The organism is Microbacterium sp. (assembly GCF_044340635.1).
Lineage (GTDB): Bacteria > Actinomycetota > Actinomycetes > Actinomycetales > Microbacteriaceae > Microbacterium.
This window is the reverse complement of the sequence record NZ_JBIITF010000005.1, coordinates 92,026-108,883: the sequence shown is the minus strand read 5'-3', so window position 1 is coordinate 108,883 and position 16,858 is coordinate 92,026. Positions and strand designations below refer to the sequence as shown.

The following is a 16,858-nucleotide window of genomic DNA, read 5'->3' as shown; positions in this document are numbered from 1 at the left end:
CCCGTCCCGTCCGCACAATCAGCCCTTCGTCGAGCCCGCCAGCAGGCCGCGCACGAAGAACCTCTGCAGCGCGAGGAACACGATCAGCGGCACGACGATCGCGATGAAGGCGCCCGCGGTGAGCAGGTACCAGTCCTGACCGCGGTTACCGGTGAGCTCGGCCAGCAGCTTCGTGATCGGCGCGACATTGCCGTCCGCGAAGATCAGGGCCACGAGCAGGTCGTTCCACACCCACAGGAACTGGAAGATCGCGATGGATGCGAGAGCGGGCACCGTCAACGGCAGAACGATCCGGAAATAGATCTGTCCGTGCCCGGCCCCGTCCACGCGGGCCGCCTCGATCACGTCGCCCGGGATCTCAGACGTGAAGTTGTGCAGCAGATAGATCGCCAGGGGAAGGGCGAAGATCGTGTGCGCGATCCATACCTGCGAATATCCGGACGCCCCGATCGCCTGGATCACCGGGACTCCGAAGATCGACCCCTGGGAGAAGAGCTGCAGAAGCGGGATCAGCGCCATCTGGATCGGCACGATCTGCAGCGCGAAGACGAACAGGAAGAGCAGGTTTCTGCCCTTGAAGTTCATCCACGCGAACGCGTACGCGGCGAGAGACGCGATCACGATCGGGATGACCGTCGCCGGCAGGGTGATCGCGATCGAGTTCACGAACGCGCCCGCCATGTTCAGCTGACTGTTGCCCGACTGCAGCGCCGTGCCGTAGTTGTCGAGGGTGAAGCCCCAGTTCTCGAAGATCGTCCACCACCCGGTGGTCTGGATCAACTCCCGGGGACGGAACGAGGTGATGAACAACCCGAAGGTCGGGATCGTCCACAGGATCGCGATGACGAGCGCGGCCACGGTCGCCCAGCGCGACGTCAAACGCTTCTTGGTGCGGCCGAGCATCTCCCGCTCGACCTTGCGCTCACCGCGCGAGAGCTCTTCGCGAGCCTCCTTGTCCAGCGGCAATTCGACCGGTTGTACCGCGCTCATCAGCGCACCTCCCTCTGCTTGGAGAGCTGTCTTGCGTTGTAGATGATGATCGGCATCACCAGGAGGAACAGCACCACGGCGAAGGCGGCGGATCGGCCCGTCTCGAAGCTGCGGAACTGCGTGTACATCTCATTCGCGATGACGGAGGTGCCGTTGGCCCCCGCCGTCATCGTGCGGACGATGTCGAAGACCTTCAGCGACGCGATGGAGATCGTCGTCAGGACGACGATCAGCGAGGGGCGGATCGCCGGCACGATGACGTTGATGAAGCTCTGCCATCCATTCGTGCCGTCCAACTGCGCGGCCTCGAGCTGCTCGGCGGGAACGCCCTTGATGGCGGCGGAAAGCACGACCATCGCGAAACCCGTCTGCACCCAGATCAGCACGACGATGAGGAACAGGGTGTTCCACGGCTCGGCGGCGAGGAAGTTGATCGGCTGCCCACCGAACCACACGATGATCTGGTTGAGGAATCCGATCTGATTCTGATCGTCGGGGCGCGCCGTGTACATGAAGCGCCAGATGATCGATGCACCGACGAACGAGATGGCCATCGGCAGGAACACGAGGATCTTGTAGTACTTCTCGCCGCGGGTCTTGTCGATGAAGTAGGCGTAGGCGAGACCCGCGATCGTCGAGACGATCGGGGCGACAAGCACCCAGACGATCGTGTTCAGGACGGTGCGGATACCGTTTTCGGTCGAGAAGATCCACGCGAAATTGTCGAGACCGACGAACGCCGTGCCGCGCGAGTTCATGAATGCCTGCACGATCGTCTGGATCGACGGGACCACGAGTCCAACGATGAGCAGGATGAGCGCGGGGCTCAGGAACCCGACGAGCTGGAACAGGTATCCCGCGCCGGACTTCGCGCGCATGTCGAGCCAGAAGAAGAGCAGTCCGAGCACACCCGCGGCGAGGATCGCCCAGGTGTAGGACTGCAGCACCCACAGCACGATGAGCGGGATCAGGATGCACGCCGCGAGGCGAATGATGGTGTACTTGCGGCCCTTCCGAGGGGCTATTTCGATGAAGAAGAGCAGGAGACCGATCACCACGACGAACGCGCCGATGATGATGGGAATCTCCAGCCAGGGTGAGAGGGTGCTCAACCACTGCAGGAAAGCGGCCACGGGAATCCTTTCGAGTGCTTCGTTGAACTCGGGGCGGGGCGCGAACGCTCAGCCTGCCCTCAGAGTACGGAGGTGGGGCCGCCCCTGAATAGGGGCGGCCCCGGATTCCTTCCGGTCAGCTGGACGGCCAGCCGGCTTCGATCTGTTCGAGCACGGTCTGTGTCGGAGTTCCGCCGACCCAGTCCCGCATTCCCGCGAAGAACGTTCCCACACCGACAGCACCGGGCATCAGGTCCGAAGCGTCGAAGCGGAACGTCGTCTCGGGGTCCTGCAGCAGCTCGATCGCGGCGACCAGGATCTCGCTCGACGCGTTCTCCGGGTCGAGTCCGTTGTTCGCCGAGATCACGCCACCGAGCGCGACGCGGCTGTTGGCCCATTCGGGGCTGGACAGGTACGCCTGTACCTGCTGCACGGCCTCGCGGTCGCTGAACGCGCCGACGATCTCGCCGCCACCGGTCACGACCGAACCCTCGGCACCTTCCTCGAAGGGAGGCGTCAGGAACGCCCAGATGTCGCCGTCTTCGGCCACTGTGCCGCCGGCGTCCACGATGAACCCGTCGTAGAACGAAGCCTGGTGGTGGAGCAGGCAGTCACCCGCGACAAGCGCCGTGGCCGGGTCGCCGAACGGCGTCGTGCCGATCGACTGGACGTCGCCGTAGCCGGCGTTGACATAGTCCGGGTTGAGGATGATCTTGCCGACCTCGTCGAACGCCGACGCGATCTGCGGGTCGGTGAACGAGATCTCGTTCGTGACCCACTGGTCGTAGACGTCCGTGCCCGACTGACGGAGCACGACGTCCTCGATCCAGTCGGTGCCCGGCCATCCGGTGGCCGCGTCCGAACCGAACCCGACGCACCAGGGCGCGGCGCCGGTCGTCGACTGGATCTCTGCCGTCAGGTCGAGAAGTCCCTGCCACGTGGTGGGGACCTCCCAGCCGTTCTCGGCGAAGGTCGCGGGCGAGTACCAGACCCAACCCTTCACGCTGGCCATGAGGGGCGCCCCGTAAAGGGTGCCGTCCACGGTGCCGTACGCGGCCCAGTCCTCGGACCAGTACTCCGCGACGTTCTCCTGGACGCTCTCGGGCGCGGGCACGAGGTATCCGCGGTCCGCCATGTCTGCCAGGAGCCCGGGCTGCGGGAAGATCGCGAGGTCGGGCGGGTTACCACCCTGGGCACGAACCGCGATCTGCGCCTCGAACTCCTGAGAGGCTTCGTACTCGATGTCGATGCCGTTCTCTTCTTCCCACTCCGCCCACGATTCGTTGAGCAGATCGGCCTCGGTGTTGCTGATGGTGCCGTAGACCGTGACGACGTTGTCGTCGCCGCCGTCGCCACCGCCGTTCGATTCCCCGGGTCCGCCCGTGCAGCCGGCGAGCGTGAGGCCGCCGATCGCGAGCATGGATCCCAGGACGAGGATCCTGCCCCGTCGCATTGTCTTCATCTGGTCCTCCTCATCGAGTGCGCGCGTAGTCGCGCCGAAGAATCGTCCGGTCCATACGGGCCTTGGAACCGATTCCATCACCACCGTAGATGACTCCAGACCGGCCCACAATCGACACAAAGTCACGACTCGATAACCCTCAAGAATTGAGCAATTTGCGCCGTGATATGGTCACCCTGAGGGTCTCGATCTCCCTGCTCGCCGTCGCATGCCGTATGGAAACGATTCCTTCACCGAGGCTATCCGCGCCTCCGCGGGCTACATCAAGGGAGATGCGATGAGCGGTATCGCCGATGTGGCGAGCCGGGCCGGCGTGTCGAAGGCCACGGCCAGCCGGGCGCTCACCGGCCATGGTTATGTCGCACCGGAGACTCGCGAGCGGGTTCAGCAGGCAGCGCGCGACCTGGGATATGTCGCGTCGAGCAGCGCCGCGAGCCTGGTCACGGGGCGGACTCACACGATCGCCCTCGTCGTACCCCGGGTCGGGCGCTGGTACTTCGGCGAGATCATCGAGGGAATAGAGCGCTCGCTCATGCGGTTGGGTTACGACCTCACGCTTTACGTGGCCGAGCCTGACTCGCGCGACCGGGACCGCCTGTATCGGCATTTCCTGGCCCGCAAGCGATTCGATGGGGTGATCGCCGTTGCACTCGAGCCCGACGATTCCGATCTCGAGAGCCTGGTCGGATTTGCCAAACCCACCGTCTGCATCGGCAACACGTTGGCGGGGATCGTCACCCTCGGCATCGACAATGTCGCCATCGGTCGCATGATCACGCAGCACCTGCTGGCGCTCGGCCACACGAGGGTCGCCTTCATCGGCGCGACGCCGGAGGGCGACCCGCCTGCCCGCGATGTCGACGACCGACAAGAGGGCTACGTCCAGGCCATGCGTGAGGCGGGGCTCCCGGTGACGGTGCACCCCTCAGCCCTCACCATCACCGCGGGCTATTCCGCCGCGACGTCCGCCCTCGCTGATGCCGACGCCCGCCCGACGGCAATTGTGGGGGCGTGTGACGAGGTCGCGATCGGGGCGATCATCGCCGCTCAGCGCCTGGGGATCGCCGTCCCCTCGCAGTTGAGCGCAATCGGCGTGGATGGGCACGACTATGCGGAGATGTTCGCCCTCACCACGGTCGAGCAGGACCCGTGTCGTCAGGGCGAAGATGCGGTCGCGATGCTCATGTCGATGATGGACGGCACCCAACCCCCCGAGCGCACGACCGCTCCCGCCCGTATGGTGATGCGCGCGTCGACGGCGGCTCCGCCAAGCACCTGACGTACCCGGGCACGCAGAAAGCCCCGGATGCGGACATCCGAGGCTTTCTGACGGGAGACGATTTCGGGGCGTTGAACGCCCGTCGATCGTTCCGAATTACTTGAGGGTGACGGTTGCGCCGGCCTCTTCGAGCGAAGCCTTCGCCTTCTCGGCGGCTTCCTTGGTCGCGCCCTCGAGCACAGCCTTCGGGGCACCGTCGACGACAGCCTTCGCCTCGCCGAGACCCAGGCTGGTCAGCTCGCGAACGACCTTGATGACCTGGATCTTCTTCTCGCCGGCAGCCTCGAGGACGACGTCGAAGGAGTCCTTCTCCTCGACCTCTTCAGCAGCGGCACCCGCGCCACCGGCGGCGGGGCCGGCCACGGCGACGGGAGCGGCGGCGGTGACCTCGAAGGTCTCCTCGAACTTCTTCACGAACTCGCTGAGCTCGATGAGCGTGAGCTCCTTGAACGCGTCGAGCAGCTCCTCGGTGGTGAGCTTTGCCATGATGTTTCTCCTTGTGTTGGTTTTACGTGCTTGCCGCGCCGGACCCGAGGGTCAGGCTGCGGATTCCTGCTTCTCACGCAGCGCGTCGACCGTGCGAACGGCCTTCGACAGCGGTGCGTTGAACAGATAGGCGGCTCCGAACAGCGAGGCCTTCATCGCGCCGGCGAGCTTCGCCAGCAGGACTTCACGGCTCTCGAGGTCGGCGAGCTTGCCGACCTCTTCTGCAGTCAGGGGGTTACCGTCGAAGTAACCGCCCTTGACGACCAGAAGAGGGTGTGCCTTGGCGAAGTCGCGCAGCCCCTTCGCGACGGCGACCGGGTCGCCGTGCACGAACGCGATGGCGGACGGGCCCTGAAGCTCGTCATCCAGCGAGGAGATCCCGGCCTTGTTGGCCGCAATCTTGGTCAGCGTGTTCTTCACCACGGCGTAGCTGGCGTGCTCACGGATGTTGTTGCGAAGCTCCTTGAGCTCAGCAACCGTGAGCCCGCGGTATTCGGTCAGCAGTACGGCAGTCGAGCCCTCGAAGTTCTTCGTGAGTTCGGCAACCGATGCGTCCTTCTGCGCCATGGCCACTCCTTGTGTGTACGAGGCGCCCCACGATGGCGGGACACCGGCCACAGAAACCGGTTCCGCGCATGAAAAAAGCTCCGGCGCAAGCGCACGGAGCTGGACGACCCTCACGGGCTATGTCGTTCGTGTCACCTGCGCGGGCCCCTGCATGTGCAGAGCTTCGATTGCCATGCGCTTGCGCGCACACCAATGACCAGCGGTCTGTGGTTACCAATACTCTACGCGACCGGCATCCGTCCCCCAAATCCCGCGGCCTCCGCCCCCGCCCGCTCCGCATCCCGCACCCTGCACCCTGCACCCCGCACCCCGCCCATTCCCGCGAATGCACGGGTTCCGCCCGAGTGCACGACTTCTTGACCGCGCCAAGTCGTGCACTCGCTCGCAAGTCATGCACTCGGGCGTCAGTTAGCGCGGGATGGGAATGCCGAACGCGCGCAGGCGGGTGGCGAAGGCCTGCACCGACGCCGCGGCACGGTCACCCCAGCGGATCATGCGCCACTTCGTAGTTCCGCGAATCCAGTCCTCGCGTGCCTTCTCGTCCAGCAGAACCTGCTCCAGCGAGCGACCGGAACGCATCGCTTCGTCGCGGTACTTGGCATCCCCGTCGCATTCGCCGAACGTCTCGATGTCATCGAGACCAAGGTCGACGAAGTACCAGCCTCCGTCCGGTGCCGCCACGGGCACTTGCAGCCGAACTGCGCGGAACCCCAACCGATGCAGCTGCAGCCGGCTCACGGACTCGAGTGGCAATTGCGCACGCCCGTTCATGAACTCTGCGACGAAGCGCGCGACACGGATGCCTCGAGCTCCGGACGCTTGCTCGATCCGCATCCTCAGGGCGTGGCGCCAGCGGTCAGCCGCGTCCTGGTCCCACTCCCGTTGACGGAAGGCCACCGAACGCTCCGCGGCATCCGCGATCGACACCGCCGCCTCGAGTGGCAGAGAGCGGACGCAGTCGAACACTGTTCGCGCCACCGTTGTGCACGTCACACCGTCAACCGTCGTGACATCCGACGGCGGCAACGGCGCCACATGCCGAAAGACATCCGGTCCGCTCGCGATCCGACGAGGTGCGTCGGTGGTCAGGTGTACACGCGCGGCCCGCACGCGATATAGCGGCAACCCGTGCAGCACCGCCGCCGAGATGTGTGAGGCGACGCCGCCGCCCTGACCATCCCGTGCCACAGCCAGCACATGGAGCAGATGGCGCGACTCCGGCCAGAGGTCGCCAACGAGCGCTCTCTCGGCGAACCAACCGCGACGCACGACCGCCAGGTCACCGTCCCGAGCTCTCGATCCAATCTCCCGGGACGCGACGCCGGCAGCGAGCAACTGCCTGCGCGACACGAGCATCTGAGCGAGTTCGGCGGTCGGGGCATGACGTGACATGAGTCCACGCTGCGGCGATAGGTCGACATTCGAGGCCCTCCACAGCACATCTGTGCAATCGGCATGTCCGAGCTCCGTGTGAAGGAAGCCCCGTACCCCGCGAGCGCACGGGTTGCACCCGAGTGCACGACTTCTGCACTGCACGCAGGTCGTGCACTCGACGACAAGCCGTGCACTCGCGAGCACTCGGCGCGGAGCGCGGGTGCGGGCGCGGGCGGGTGCGGCCGGCGCCGCGTGCCGGGGCCGGGCGCAGGTCGGCGCGGGGTTAGGGTCGATTCGTGCTTCCCGAACTCGCCGCCCGCATCGTCGCGGACTCCCGCGACCGCGTGGCGTGGGTGCGGGCCCGGTCCCGCGGCATCACCGCGACCGACGTCGCGAGCCTCACGAGCGACAACGCGATCGCGAAGGCCGCAGACGCGAAGCTCATCGGCACGCGCTTCAGCGGCAACGCCTTCACCGATCACGGCCGCAGGCGCGAGCCCGAGATCGCCGCGTGGGTCGCCGCAACCCACGGCATCCTTCCCTCCTCGGCCCTGTTCCACGCGGTCGCGGAGAAGCGGCACCTCGCCACTCCGGACGGCGTGGCCACGACACCCAGCGGATCGATCACGCTGGCCGAGATCAAGACCACGAACAAGGCGTGGCGATCCATCCCCCGCTCGTACATGCGCCAGATCTGGTGGCAGCAGCACGTGCTCGGCGCCGAGCGCACGCTCGTGGCGTGGGAACAGCACGACGGCTTCGTGCCGATCGGCGACGAACCCCGCTGCGCGTGGGTGGACCGAGACGACCGCGAGATCGCGCGCCTCGTCCGCCTGGCGGATGCGCTGATCGATGAACTGCACCGCCGTACCACGCGACCCGCGACGCCTCCCCCGGTACGAACGCTCGAGTTCGTCGAAGAGCGGATGCCGTCCGTCACCCCGCGGCAGCCGTTCCGCGCGCTCGCCCTCGCGGACTGAGCCCCTCCTCCGCATTCCGGTCGCAGAGCCGGCTCATCGGCGCGCCCGAACCATTTAGTTGACTTTCGTCAATCAAGGGATATAGTTGACTTTACTCAACTTTTGCGCCACGCCTCGTGGTGCTCGCTCCGCAGGAAAGGGCCCCATGGCCACCTCGACTTCTGCGTCCACCGACGCCACACCGCCCGCACCGATGTCGCGCCGGAAGGTCCTCGAGGCGCTCTCCGGGCTGCTGCTCGGAATGTTCGTCTCGATGCTCGCGGCAACCGTCGTCTCCACGTCGCTGCCGGTCATCGTCCACGACCTGCAGGGCGATCAGACCGTGTTCACCTGGGTTGTCACCGCCACACTCCTCACCACGGCGATCTCGACGCCGATCTGGGGCAAGCTCGCCGACCTGTTCGACCGCAAGCTGCTGATCCAGCTGGCGCTTGCTCTGTTCGTGCTCGCCACCGCCGCGGCGGGCTTCTCACAGGACTCCGGCACGCTCATCGCGTTCCGCGCCGTGCAGGGTCTCGGCGCCGGTGGACTCGCCGCCCTCAGCCAGGTTCTGATGGCCGACATCATCAGTCCGCGTGAACGCGGCCGCTACATGGGTCTCTTCGGCGCCGTGATGGCGCTCGCCACGGTCGGCGGGCCCCTCCTCGGTGGATTCATCACGGACGGAATCGGATGGCGGTGGAACTTCTTCGTCGCGATCCCCTTCGCCATCGCCGCCTTCGTGATCCTCCAGCGCACCTTGCACGTTCCGCGCGTCCGACGCGGCAAGGTCCGCATCGACTACCTCGGCATCGTCCTGCTCTCGACCGCCGTCTCTCTGCTGCTCGTCTGGATCACCAACGCCGGAAAGAACTACGACTGGTGGAGCGTCGAGACGGCTCTCATGGTGGGCGGGGTCGTCGTCGCCACCGTCCTGTTCGTCGTGGTCGAACTGCGCTCGCGCGAACCGCTCATCCCGCTCTCGCTGTTCCGCAACCGCACCTTCACGCTCTCGGTGATCGCATCGATCGCCACCGGGCTCGCGATGTTCGGGGCAGCCGTGTTCCTGGGCCAGTACATGCAGATGTCGCGCGGGGCGACCCCGGCCGAAGCCGGAATCCTGACCATCCCGATGATGGGCGGGCTACTCGTGGCCTCGATCCTCATCGGTCAGCTCATCAGCCGCTTCGGACGCTGGAAGTCGTACATGATCGGCGGCTCGCTCTCGCTCATCGCCGGCTCGGTGCTGCTGTCGACGCTGCAGTACGACACGCCCTACCCCCTCGTTGCGCTGTACATGTTCCTGCTCGGCGCGGGCGTCGGCGCGACGATGCAGAACCTCGTCCTGGTCGTGCAGAACACCGCCAAACCCGAGGAGATGGGTGCCGCGAGTTCGGGCGTCACGTTCTTCCGGAGCCTCGGCGGCACCATCGGCGTGTCCGTCATGGGTGCCGCGCTCGCGTCGAGCGTGGCCGACGGATTCGTCCGGTACCGGGATGCGATCGGCGCCGCGCTCGCGCCGCTCGGCGACGCGGGCCTCGCGTTCGCGGCTCAGTTGCAGTCGGGAACGCTCCCCGCGGTGAACACGCTCCCCGACGGCGCTCGCGTCATCGTCGAGGACATCTACGCACAGGGGATTGCGCACTCGTTCCTGTTCGCCGTTCCCTTGGCGATCGTGAGCTTCATCGCGATCCTCTTCCTGCCCAATCTGCCATTGACCCGGATGACGACGACCGAGCGGCTTGCCGCCGGTGAGGCAGATCTCGCCACCTTCTCCGCCAGCGAGGGCATGGAGTCGATCCCCGCGTCGGGGAAGGGTACCGTCGAGCGATGACCGATCAGCCGCGCAGTGCCTCCAACCCGGACTGGCATGAGGCGGTGCGGGAGCTCGAATCGGAGTTCGGTGAACTCTCGGTACGGATGCGTCAGGTCATGGCCGCCCGTGCCGACAGGCTCAGTCCGGGGATGTTGCCGGGCGCGTACAAGGTGTTCACGACGATCGTCAAGCACGGGCCCATCAGCCCGTCCGTTCTCGCCGAGACACTCGTCGCCGATAAGGGCCAGGTGAGCCGGACGGTGCGCGAGCTGGAGCAGGCCGGCCTGGTCGATCGTGCCGCGGATCCGGCCGACGGCCGGTCGACGCGGCTGACGGCGACGCCGGAAGGTGTGGAGCGGCTCGCAGCCGCCCGGAGCGCCGACCCTCACGCCCTGCACGACCGACTCGCGGATTGGGATGTGTCAGACATCCGGACTCTGACGCGGCTGCTCCGCGCAGCCTCGACCGGCGAAACCCCGTCCGGCTCCGCCTGACGACCCGTATGGCGTAGCGGCACGTTAGCACCTGCGTAACACCGTCGAGACAATCCCCGGCTTTACTGGGACCAGTCCGATCCTCGGGGCAATAGCGCCCCCGAACCAGGTGCATCATGCCGCATGAGCACGCTTGCCGGTTCGCAGGATCGCGCAGAATGGAGCACCGCCATGGCAGTTCGCCCCCCACGACCCGCGGGAGCGCCCGCCGAGGCGCCGAGCGTCCCCGACACGATGCGCGCCGTCGTGTTCGATGAGCCCGGAGACGCCGACTCGTTGCATCTGACCGAGGTCGCGACCCCGGCTCCCGTGATGAGCGAACTGCTCGTGCGAGTCGTCGCCGCCGGGGTCAATCCGATCGACGCCAAGACACGATCGGGTCGCGGCGTGTCGACGGCGATCGCGTCGTACCCCGCGGTCCCCGGTTTCGACTTCAGCGGGATCGTCGTTCGCGCGCCGTTCGAGACGCATCCCCTTCAGCCCGGCACGCCCGTGTACGGCATGGCTTCGTTCCCGCGTACGCCCGGCAGTTATGCGGAGTATGCGGTCGTGTCCTCTCTCTCGGTCGCCAAGATGCCGACGGGCCTCTCTCACGTCGAGGCGGCGGGAGTGCCCCTCGCGGCGCTCACGGCTTGGGGACTCATCATCGAGACCGCGCACGCGCACGAGGGTCAGCGGATCCTCATCCATGCCGGTAGCGGTGGTGTGGGTCACTTCGCCGTGCAGTTCGCGTCGTACTTCGGCGCACACGTCACGGCGACGGCCTCGGGACGGAACGCCGCCTGGCTGCGTGAACTCGGAGCATCCGTCGTCATCGATCACACCACGACGAAGTTCGAGGATGTCGTCGCCGACGTCGATGTCGTGATCGACCTGGTCGGCGACACCCTCGACGCCACGGGCAGTCGCTCTCTGGGAGTCCTGCGGCGGGGCGGACTGATCGTGAACGTGCCGACCGGGAGCTGGCCGACGTTCGAAGAGGATGCGGCGGCGGCGGACGTCCGCGCCTCCACCTACAAAGTCATTCCGGACGGCGGGGCGCTCGCGACGATCGCTCGCCTGCTCGCGTCGGGATCGGTCCAGGTCTACATCGACCGCGTGTTCGACCTAGGGGACGCCGCCGCGGCGCACCGCGAGATCGAAGACGGCCACACGCGCGGCAAGATCGTGCTGCGGGTCAGCGACGACTAGCCGGAGCATACTCACGTCGGGCTGAGCACCCGTCGCGCCTCGTCGACCACAACGCGCGCGACGCGATCGAGCAGGGGCGAACGCAGATCCCACTGCTGCCAGTAGAGCGGCACATCGATCGGGTCGCCCTCGAGCACCACGATCTCGTCGGCGGCGATCGGCGCGTCCGCCTGCAGGGGCGGGAGCATCCCCCATCCGAGGCCTGAGCGCACCGCTGCCGCGAAGTCGTGCGACGCGGGGACGTAGGTCCGTGGCGGCGCCTCGACGGATGCGCCGCGTGTGCGGAGCCACCGCGATTGCAGGTCGTCTCGACGGTCGTATTCGATGACGGGTGCGATCGCGAGCGATTCCGTGTTCACCCCGTCCGCAAGCCAGCGCCGGACGAACGCCGGAGTCGCGCACGCCCGATACGACATGACTCCGAGGGGGGTCACCGTGCAGCCCGCGACCGCGGCGCTCTGCGACGTGACAGCGGCGGAGACGCTTCCGTCTGCGAGCAGGCGGGCCGTGTAGTCCTGGTCATCGCGATGCAGTTCGATCGCTACGTCCCCCTCCGCCACGATCCGAGCCAGGGCCGGGAGAAACCAGGTGGCGAGCGAGTCCGCGTTCACCGCCAACGCCAGCCGCGCGGGCCCCTCTTCGTCGAGCCCGAGCGAGCGGAGGGTGTCGTGCTCCAGAAGGGCGAGCTGGCGGGCCAGGCGAACGACGGTCTCGCCCGCCTCGGTCGCGCGCAGTGGCTTCGAGCGGATCAGCAACGTCCGCCCGATTCGTTCCTCCAGCGCCCGGATGCGCTGACTGACCGCGGACGGCGTGATGTGCAGAGTGCGCGCCGCGGCGTCGAGGGTGCCGGCGTCCACGGCAGCCGCCACGGTCGCCACCAGTTCGAGCGGAAGCTTCATGAAGCCATGCTAATGGTGCGGAAGAAACATGAGCTGGCCTTAATCAGCCCGGCACCGTAGCTTCGACTCGTGCTCATCTCCGCCGTCGCGGGCCTCGGTCTCGGCTTCTCGCTTATCATCGCCATCGGCGCGCAGAACCTGTTCGTGCTGCGCCAGGGTATGCGCCGCGAACACATCGTGCTCGTGGCCACCATCTGCGCAGTCTCGGACGCCGCGCTGATCGCGCTCGGCGTCTCGGGGGTCGGTCTGGCTCTGCAGGCGCTCCCCTGGCTGACCGAGATCGTGCGTTGGGCGGGAGCGGTCTTCCTCGTGACCTACGGATGCCTCGCCGCACGCCGTGCGTGGCGCCCGAGCGGCGAGGTTCTGGTCCCATCCACAGGCCAGACCGCTCGTGCGACCACGGCCAGGACGGCGACGCAGACGAGCGCCGTCGCGGTCGCCTCGACGGCGCTCGCCCTGACATGGCTGAACCCGCACGTCTACCTCGACACCGTGTTTCTCCTCGGTTCCATCGCGGCGACCCACGCGAGCCCGTGGGCCTTCGCGGCGGGAGCGATCGTCGCCAGCGCGGTCTGGTTCTCGGGCTTGGCGTTCGGCGCCCGCTACCTCGGCCGGTTGCTCTCCACCGAACGGGCCTGGCGGATCCTCGATGCCTCGATCGCCGTCGTGATGATCGGGCTCGGCATCAGCCTCGTCGTGTTCCGCTGAAACGACAACGAAGGGCCCCACCGTTTCCGGTGGGGCCCTTCGTTTATGCAGTGCGTCAGATCGCGTTGACGTCCAGCGGGATGCCGGGGCCGAACGTGGTCGACACCGCACCCTTCTGGATGTAGCGACCCTTGGAGCTCGACGGCTTCAGACGAACGATCTCGTCGAGCGCCGCCTTGATGTTCTCGTCGAGCTGCTCAGCCGAGAACGACGCCTTGCCGACCACGAAGTGGACGTTGGCGTGCTTGTCGACGCGGAACTCGATCTTTCCGCCCTTGATCTCCTCGACGGCCTTGGCCGGGTTGGGGGTCACGGTGCCGGTCTTCGGGTTCGGCATCAGACCGCGGGGGCCCAGCACCTTTCCGAGGCGACCGACCTGGCCCATGAGCTCGGGCGTCGAGACGGCCGCGTCGAACGACGTGTAGCCGCCCGCAACCTTCTCGATGAGCTCGGCTCCACCGACCTCGTCGGCGCCGGCCGCGATGGCAGCTTCGGCCGCGGGGCCCGTCGCGAAGACGATGACGCGCGCCGTCTTACCCGTGCCGTGGGGCAGGATGACGGTGCCGCGCACCATCTGGTCGGCCTTGCGGGGGTCGACGGCGAGCTTCAGCGCGACCTCGACGGTCGAGTCGAACTTCGCCGAGCCGGTCTCCTTGGCCAGAGCAACGGCCTCGGTGGGCGTGTAGAACGTGTCAGCCGCGATCTTCGCGGCGGCGGCCTGGTAGGCCTTGGACTTGGTAGCCATAGTCGTTATTCCCCTCAGTCCTCAACCGTGATGCCCATGGAACGGGCGGTGCCGGCGATGATCTTCGAGGCGGCCTCGATGTCGTTCGCGTTCAGGTCGGGCTGCTTGACCTCGGCGATCTCGCGCACCTGAGCCTTGGTGAGCTTGGCCACCTTGGTCGTGTGCGGGGTCGGCGAGCCCTTGGCAACGCCAGCGGCCTTCTTGATGAGCTCGGCTGCGGGGGGCGTCTTCAGGATGAACGTGAAGCTGCGGTCCTCGTAGACGGTGATCTCGACGGGGATGACGTTGCCGCGCTGGGCCTCGGTCGCCGCGTTGTACGCCTTGCAGAACTCCATGATGTTGACGCCGTGCTGACCGAGCGCGGGCCCGATCGGCGGCGCCGGGTTGGCGGCTCCGGCCTTGATCTGGAGCTTGATCAGGCCGGTCACCTTCTTCTTGGGTGCCATTCTTGTTTTCCTCTCATCGAACGATTCGGACCCTTCGACAAGCTCAGGGGCCGAATCCTTCTCCCGCGTCCGGTCTCTCCGGGGCGGTGGTCTGTATTTACTGCTTGTTGACCTGGTCGAACGACAGCTCGACCGGGGTCTCGCGCTCGAAGAGCGACACCAGCACCGTGAGCTTGCCGCTTTCGGGCTTGATCTCGCTGATCGTGCCGGGCAGGCCCGCGAACGAGCCTTCCTTGATCGTGATCGTCTCGCCGACCTCGAAGTCGACCTCGGTGACGATGCTGCGCGCCTGCGTAGCCGAGCCCTTGCCGCTGCCGGACTTGGCCGTAGCGACTTCCTTGATCTCGACGAGGGACTTCAGCATGTTGAAGGCCTCCTCGAAACGGAGGGGCGTGGGGTTGTGGGCGTTGCCGACGAAGCCGGTCACACCAGGCGTGTGACGGACGACCGACCAGGTGTCTTCGTTCAGGTCCATGCGCACGAGCACGTAGCCCGGGATGCGCACGCGGGTGACCATCTTGCGCTGGCCGTTCTTGATCTCGACGACGTCCTCCATCGGGACCTCGATCTGATAGATCTCGTCCTCGACCTCGAGCGACGACTTGCGCTGCTCGATGTTCGCCTTGACCTTGCGCTCGAAGCCGGCGTACGAGTGGATGACATACCACTTGCCCGGCAGGTAGCGCAGTTCGGCGCGGAACGCCTCGTACGGGTCGACCTCGGTCTCGTCGTCGTCCGACTCTTCCGAGGCGTCCTCTGAGGGGGTCGCGGCGTCGGCGGGACTGACGGATGCTTCGACGTCGTCGACGACACCCTCGGCGGCGTCGACCTCGGCCACGAAGTCTTCATCCAGAACGGGCGCGTCCGGCTCACCGTTGATGTCGGGGCCGTCGTAAGGGGTGACCTCTTCAGCGTCCTCTGCCGCGCGCTCGGTTTCTTCGTCCTCGAGCGAATCGGTCAGGACCTCAGCGGCCGCTTCGGCCTCAGCGGCCTCGTCGATGTGCAGGGCGTCGTTCACGATAGCGTCGGCCTCCGGGTCGTCGATCTCGATGTCATCCAGTTCGGCGAAGTCTTCATCTTCGTCCCCGTCATTCACGACGTGCAGCGCTGCGTGCTCTGCGGGCTCGACCGAGCGCTCCTCGGCGGCGAGCTGGTCGCCCTCCTGCGCCTCGTCGTCCTCACTGGACTGCTCGGCGGCCGTCGCCCAGTCGGCGTCGTCGGTGAATCTTTCGGTCACTGGATCACTTCCGTTGATGACGGCCCGTTCGGGCCGCCGATGATTCGGTCTGGGTGCGCTTCGGCTATGCGCCGACGAGTTCGCCGGGCGTCCCGAAGACGACCGAGGCCATCCAGGAGAAGACGAAGTCGAGGCCGTAGACGATCGCCATCATGACGACGACGAATCCGAGCACCACCGCGGTGAACTTCAGCAGTTCCTGGCGCGTCGGCGTGACGACCTTGCGGAGCTCGGCGAACACCTGCCGGATGAACAGGACGATGCGGGCGAAGAAGCCGGGCTTCTTTCCGCGATCCGTCTTGCCCGCCGCGACGATCTCGCCGTTCGGCTCGTCTTGGGCCACTGCACTCACCTGAATGTACCTTTCGTGTGTCAGCTCGGGGCTGACGCGCAGGGCGGACAGGAATCGAACCTGCAACCTGCGGTTTTGGAGACCGCTGCTCTGCCAATTGAGCTACCGCCCTAAGGACCGTCTCCGGCCCCGGACCCGCACTCTTGCACCGTGCTCACGAAGAGGATTTCGCCCGACCGCGGGCACGGCAAAGAATGCAGATTTCGACTGCACCGCAAGTCTACGTCATGCCCGGGGAAGGTCGCGAATGCCTGTCGCCCTCAGGAGTCCACGGCGCCGTACCGGTCGGGCTCCGGTCCGATCTCGAAAGCGCGGCCGGTGAGCGAGACGGGCGTGACGCGCACGTAGTTGTACTTGAGCGTCGGGATCCAGGGGCGCAGCGGCAACTCGTCCGCGGCATCGACTTCGTCGCTCGTCGCGAGTCGGCGGGCATGCCCCCGCACGACGACGCTCCACGCATCCGTTCCCGAGTGGTCGTCCACCTCGAACAGCACCTCGTCGTTCACGGTGAGTTCGAACAGCTTGCTGCCCTCGGCGGTGCGGAAGACGATGGTTTCGTCGTCGACGACGTAGTTGACGGGGAAGATGTCCAGCACATGCCCCACGTGCGTGACGAGTCTGCCGAGCTGCTGCATCCGCAGGTGGTCCCAGCATTCTTGTTCGCTCAGGCGATTCACGGCTTCGTTCATCTCGTCCATGAGACAGACCTCCTCAGAACTATCGTCCCCCGGATGCCTCATG

At 66.6% G+C, this 16,858-nt stretch carries 18 protein-coding genes and 1 tRNA gene; 6 read left to right on the top strand and 13 right to left on the bottom strand.

The window, feature by feature from the left end; genetic code table 11:
* Window positions 1–18: 18 nt before the first annotated feature.
* The 3 genes from ACIQ0W_RS06570 to ACIQ0W_RS06560 all read right to left on the bottom strand — a co-directional run bounded on the left by ACIQ0W_RS06570 (window position 19) and on the right by ACIQ0W_RS06560 (window position 3,564).
* Complete coding sequence (locus ACIQ0W_RS06570) at window positions 19–990, bottom strand: carbohydrate ABC transporter permease (protein ID WP_100813336.1); 972 nt, start codon at window positions 988–990, stop codon at window positions 19–21.
* Complete coding sequence (locus tag ACIQ0W_RS06565; RefSeq protein ID WP_100813335.1) at window positions 990–2,123, bottom strand: carbohydrate ABC transporter permease; 1,134 nt, start codon at window positions 2,121–2,123, stop codon at window positions 990–992. The genes ACIQ0W_RS06570 and ACIQ0W_RS06565 overlap by 1 nt, the downstream gene beginning before the upstream one ends.
* 115 nt (window positions 2,124–2,238) lie before the next feature.
* The gene (locus ACIQ0W_RS06560) at window positions 2,239–3,564 is read right to left on the bottom strand and encodes an ABC transporter substrate-binding protein (RefSeq protein WP_370651753.1); all 1,326 of its coding nucleotides are present in this window, start codon (window positions 3,562–3,564) and stop codon (window positions 2,239–2,241) included.
* 277 nt (window positions 3,565–3,841) lie between these two features.
* Here ACIQ0W_RS06560 and ACIQ0W_RS06555 point away from each other — a divergent pair, with 277 nt between their 5' ends.
* The gene (locus ACIQ0W_RS06555; RefSeq protein WP_100813386.1) at window positions 3,842–4,843 is read left to right on the top strand and encodes a LacI family DNA-binding transcriptional regulator; all 1,002 of its coding nucleotides are present in this window, start codon (window positions 3,842–3,844) and stop codon (window positions 4,841–4,843) included.
* A gap of 96 nt (window positions 4,844–4,939) precedes the next feature.
* Here the strand turns inward: ACIQ0W_RS06555 and rplL are convergent, their stop codons facing one another.
* The 3 genes from rplL to ACIQ0W_RS06540 all read right to left on the bottom strand — a co-directional run bounded on the left by rplL (window position 4,940) and on the right by ACIQ0W_RS06540 (window position 7,288).
* Window positions 4,940–5,329, bottom strand: coding sequence for a 50S ribosomal protein L7/L12 (gene rplL, locus ACIQ0W_RS06550; protein ID WP_100811881.1), 390 nt, complete (start codon window positions 5,327–5,329; stop codon window positions 4,940–4,942).
* A gap of 51 nt (window positions 5,330–5,380) precedes the next feature.
* On the bottom strand, window positions 5,381–5,896 hold the full coding sequence (gene rplJ, locus ACIQ0W_RS06545; protein WP_396641981.1) for a 50S ribosomal protein L10: 516 nt from the start codon (window positions 5,894–5,896) through the stop codon (window positions 5,381–5,383).
* Between the two features lie 408 nt (window positions 5,897–6,304).
* Window positions 6,305–7,288 (bottom strand): hypothetical protein, encoded by a 984-nt coding sequence (locus ACIQ0W_RS06540; protein ID WP_396641980.1) that lies wholly within the window; start codon window positions 7,286–7,288, stop codon window positions 6,305–6,307.
* Window positions 7,289–7,566: 278 nt separating this feature from the next.
* Here ACIQ0W_RS06540 and ACIQ0W_RS06535 point away from each other — a divergent pair, with 278 nt between their 5' ends.
* The 4 genes from ACIQ0W_RS06535 to ACIQ0W_RS06520 all read left to right on the top strand — a co-directional run bounded on the left by ACIQ0W_RS06535 (window position 7,567) and on the right by ACIQ0W_RS06520 (window position 11,730).
* The gene (locus ACIQ0W_RS06535) at window positions 7,567–8,250 is read left to right on the top strand and encodes a YqaJ viral recombinase family protein (protein WP_396641979.1); all 684 of its coding nucleotides are present in this window, start codon (window positions 7,567–7,569) and stop codon (window positions 8,248–8,250) included.
* A 145-nt stretch (window positions 8,251–8,395) separates the two neighbouring features.
* On the top strand, window positions 8,396–10,063 hold the full coding sequence (locus ACIQ0W_RS06530; RefSeq protein WP_396641978.1) for an MDR family MFS transporter: 1,668 nt from the start codon (window positions 8,396–8,398) through the stop codon (window positions 10,061–10,063).
* A complete protein-coding gene (locus ACIQ0W_RS06525; protein ID WP_396641976.1) occupies window positions 10,060–10,539 on the top strand; it encodes a MarR family winged helix-turn-helix transcriptional regulator in 480 nt (159 codons plus the stop codon). Before ACIQ0W_RS06530 ends, ACIQ0W_RS06525 begins: the two co-directional genes overlap by 4 nt.
* Before the next feature lie 171 nt (window positions 10,540–10,710).
* On the top strand, window positions 10,711–11,730 hold the full coding sequence (locus ACIQ0W_RS06520) for an NADP-dependent oxidoreductase (protein ID WP_396641975.1): 1,020 nt from the start codon (window positions 10,711–10,713) through the stop codon (window positions 11,728–11,730).
* Between the two features lie 11 nt (window positions 11,731–11,741).
* Here the strand turns inward: ACIQ0W_RS06520 and ACIQ0W_RS06515 are convergent, their stop codons facing one another.
* Complete coding sequence (locus ACIQ0W_RS06515; protein ID WP_396641974.1) at window positions 11,742–12,629, bottom strand: LysR family transcriptional regulator ArgP; 888 nt, start codon at window positions 12,627–12,629, stop codon at window positions 11,742–11,744.
* 69 nt (window positions 12,630–12,698) lie between these two features.
* On the opposite strand from ACIQ0W_RS06515, the gene ACIQ0W_RS06510 reads away from it, so the two are divergent.
* Entirely contained in the window at window positions 12,699–13,337 is a 639-nt protein-coding gene (locus tag ACIQ0W_RS06510; protein WP_396641973.1) for a LysE/ArgO family amino acid transporter, read from the top strand.
* Between the two features lie 55 nt (window positions 13,338–13,392).
* On the opposite strand, the gene rplA is transcribed toward ACIQ0W_RS06510, so the two are convergent.
* The 6 genes from rplA to ACIQ0W_RS06480 all read right to left on the bottom strand — a co-directional run bounded on the left by rplA (window position 13,393) and on the right by ACIQ0W_RS06480 (window position 16,815).
* A complete protein-coding gene (gene rplA, locus ACIQ0W_RS06505) occupies window positions 13,393–14,082 on the bottom strand; it encodes a 50S ribosomal protein L1 (protein WP_396641972.1) in 690 nt (229 codons plus the stop codon).
* Between the two features lie 14 nt (window positions 14,083–14,096).
* The gene (rplK, locus tag ACIQ0W_RS06500) at window positions 14,097–14,528 is read right to left on the bottom strand and encodes a 50S ribosomal protein L11 (RefSeq protein WP_036302113.1); all 432 of its coding nucleotides are present in this window, start codon (window positions 14,526–14,528) and stop codon (window positions 14,097–14,099) included.
* Window positions 14,529–14,625: 97 nt separating this feature from the next.
* Entirely contained in the window at window positions 14,626–15,765 is a 1,140-nt protein-coding gene (nusG, locus tag ACIQ0W_RS06495) for a transcription termination/antitermination protein NusG (RefSeq protein WP_396641971.1), read from the bottom strand.
* Between the two features lie 64 nt (window positions 15,766–15,829).
* On the bottom strand, window positions 15,830–16,108 hold the full coding sequence (gene secE, locus ACIQ0W_RS06490) for a preprotein translocase subunit SecE (RefSeq protein ID WP_396642040.1): 279 nt from the start codon (window positions 16,106–16,108) through the stop codon (window positions 15,830–15,832).
* Between the two features lie 48 nt (window positions 16,109–16,156).
* Window positions 16,157–16,229 (bottom strand) — tRNA-Trp (locus ACIQ0W_RS06485).
* A 148-nt stretch (window positions 16,230–16,377) separates the two neighbouring features.
* Window positions 16,378–16,815, bottom strand: coding sequence for a pyridoxamine 5'-phosphate oxidase family protein (locus ACIQ0W_RS06480; RefSeq protein ID WP_396641970.1), 438 nt, complete (start codon window positions 16,813–16,815; stop codon window positions 16,378–16,380).
* Between the last annotated feature and the right edge of the window lie 43 nt (window positions 16,816–16,858).

Excerpts from the sequence above, each read along its gene's own strand:
- ACIQ0W_RS06540 (WP_396641980.1), bottom strand. The coding sequence starts at position 7,288 with ATGTCACGTCATGCCCCGACCGCCGAACTCGCTCAGATGCTCGTGTCG.
- ACIQ0W_RS06570 (WP_100813336.1), bottom strand. The coding sequence starts at position 990 with ATGAGCGCGGTACAACCGGTCGAATTGCCGCTGGACAAGGAGGCTCGC.
- rplL (WP_100811881.1), bottom strand. The coding sequence starts at position 5,329 with ATGGCAAAGCTCACCACCGAGGAGCTGCTCGACGCGTTCAAGGAGCTC.
- ACIQ0W_RS06560 (WP_370651753.1), bottom strand. The coding sequence starts at position 3,564 with ATGAAGACAATGCGACGGGGCAGGATCCTCGTCCTGGGATCCATGCTC.
- ACIQ0W_RS06480 (WP_396641970.1), bottom strand. The coding sequence starts at position 16,815 with ATGGACGAGATGAACGAAGCCGTGAATCGCCTGAGCGAACAAGAATGC.
- rplA (WP_396641972.1), bottom strand. The coding sequence starts at position 14,082 with ATGGCTACCAAGTCCAAGGCCTACCAGGCCGCCGCCGCGAAGATCGCG.
- ACIQ0W_RS06520 (WP_396641975.1), top strand. The coding sequence starts at position 10,711 with ATGGCAGTTCGCCCCCCACGACCCGCGGGAGCGCCCGCCGAGGCGCCG.
- ACIQ0W_RS06530 (WP_396641978.1), top strand. The coding sequence starts at position 8,396 with ATGGCCACCTCGACTTCTGCGTCCACCGACGCCACACCGCCCGCACCG.
- rplJ (WP_396641981.1), bottom strand. The coding sequence starts at position 5,896 with ATGGCGCAGAAGGACGCATCGGTTGCCGAACTCACGAAGAACTTCGAG.
- ACIQ0W_RS06525 (WP_396641976.1), top strand. The coding sequence starts at position 10,060 with ATGACCGATCAGCCGCGCAGTGCCTCCAACCCGGACTGGCATGAGGCG.
- rplK (WP_036302113.1), bottom strand. The coding sequence starts at position 14,528 with ATGGCACCCAAGAAGAAGGTGACCGGCCTGATCAAGCTCCAGATCAAG.
- ACIQ0W_RS06555 (WP_100813386.1), top strand. The coding sequence starts at position 3,842 with ATGAGCGGTATCGCCGATGTGGCGAGCCGGGCCGGCGTGTCGAAGGCC.
- ACIQ0W_RS06515 (WP_396641974.1), bottom strand. The coding sequence starts at position 12,629 with ATGAAGCTTCCGCTCGAACTGGTGGCGACCGTGGCGGCTGCCGTGGAC.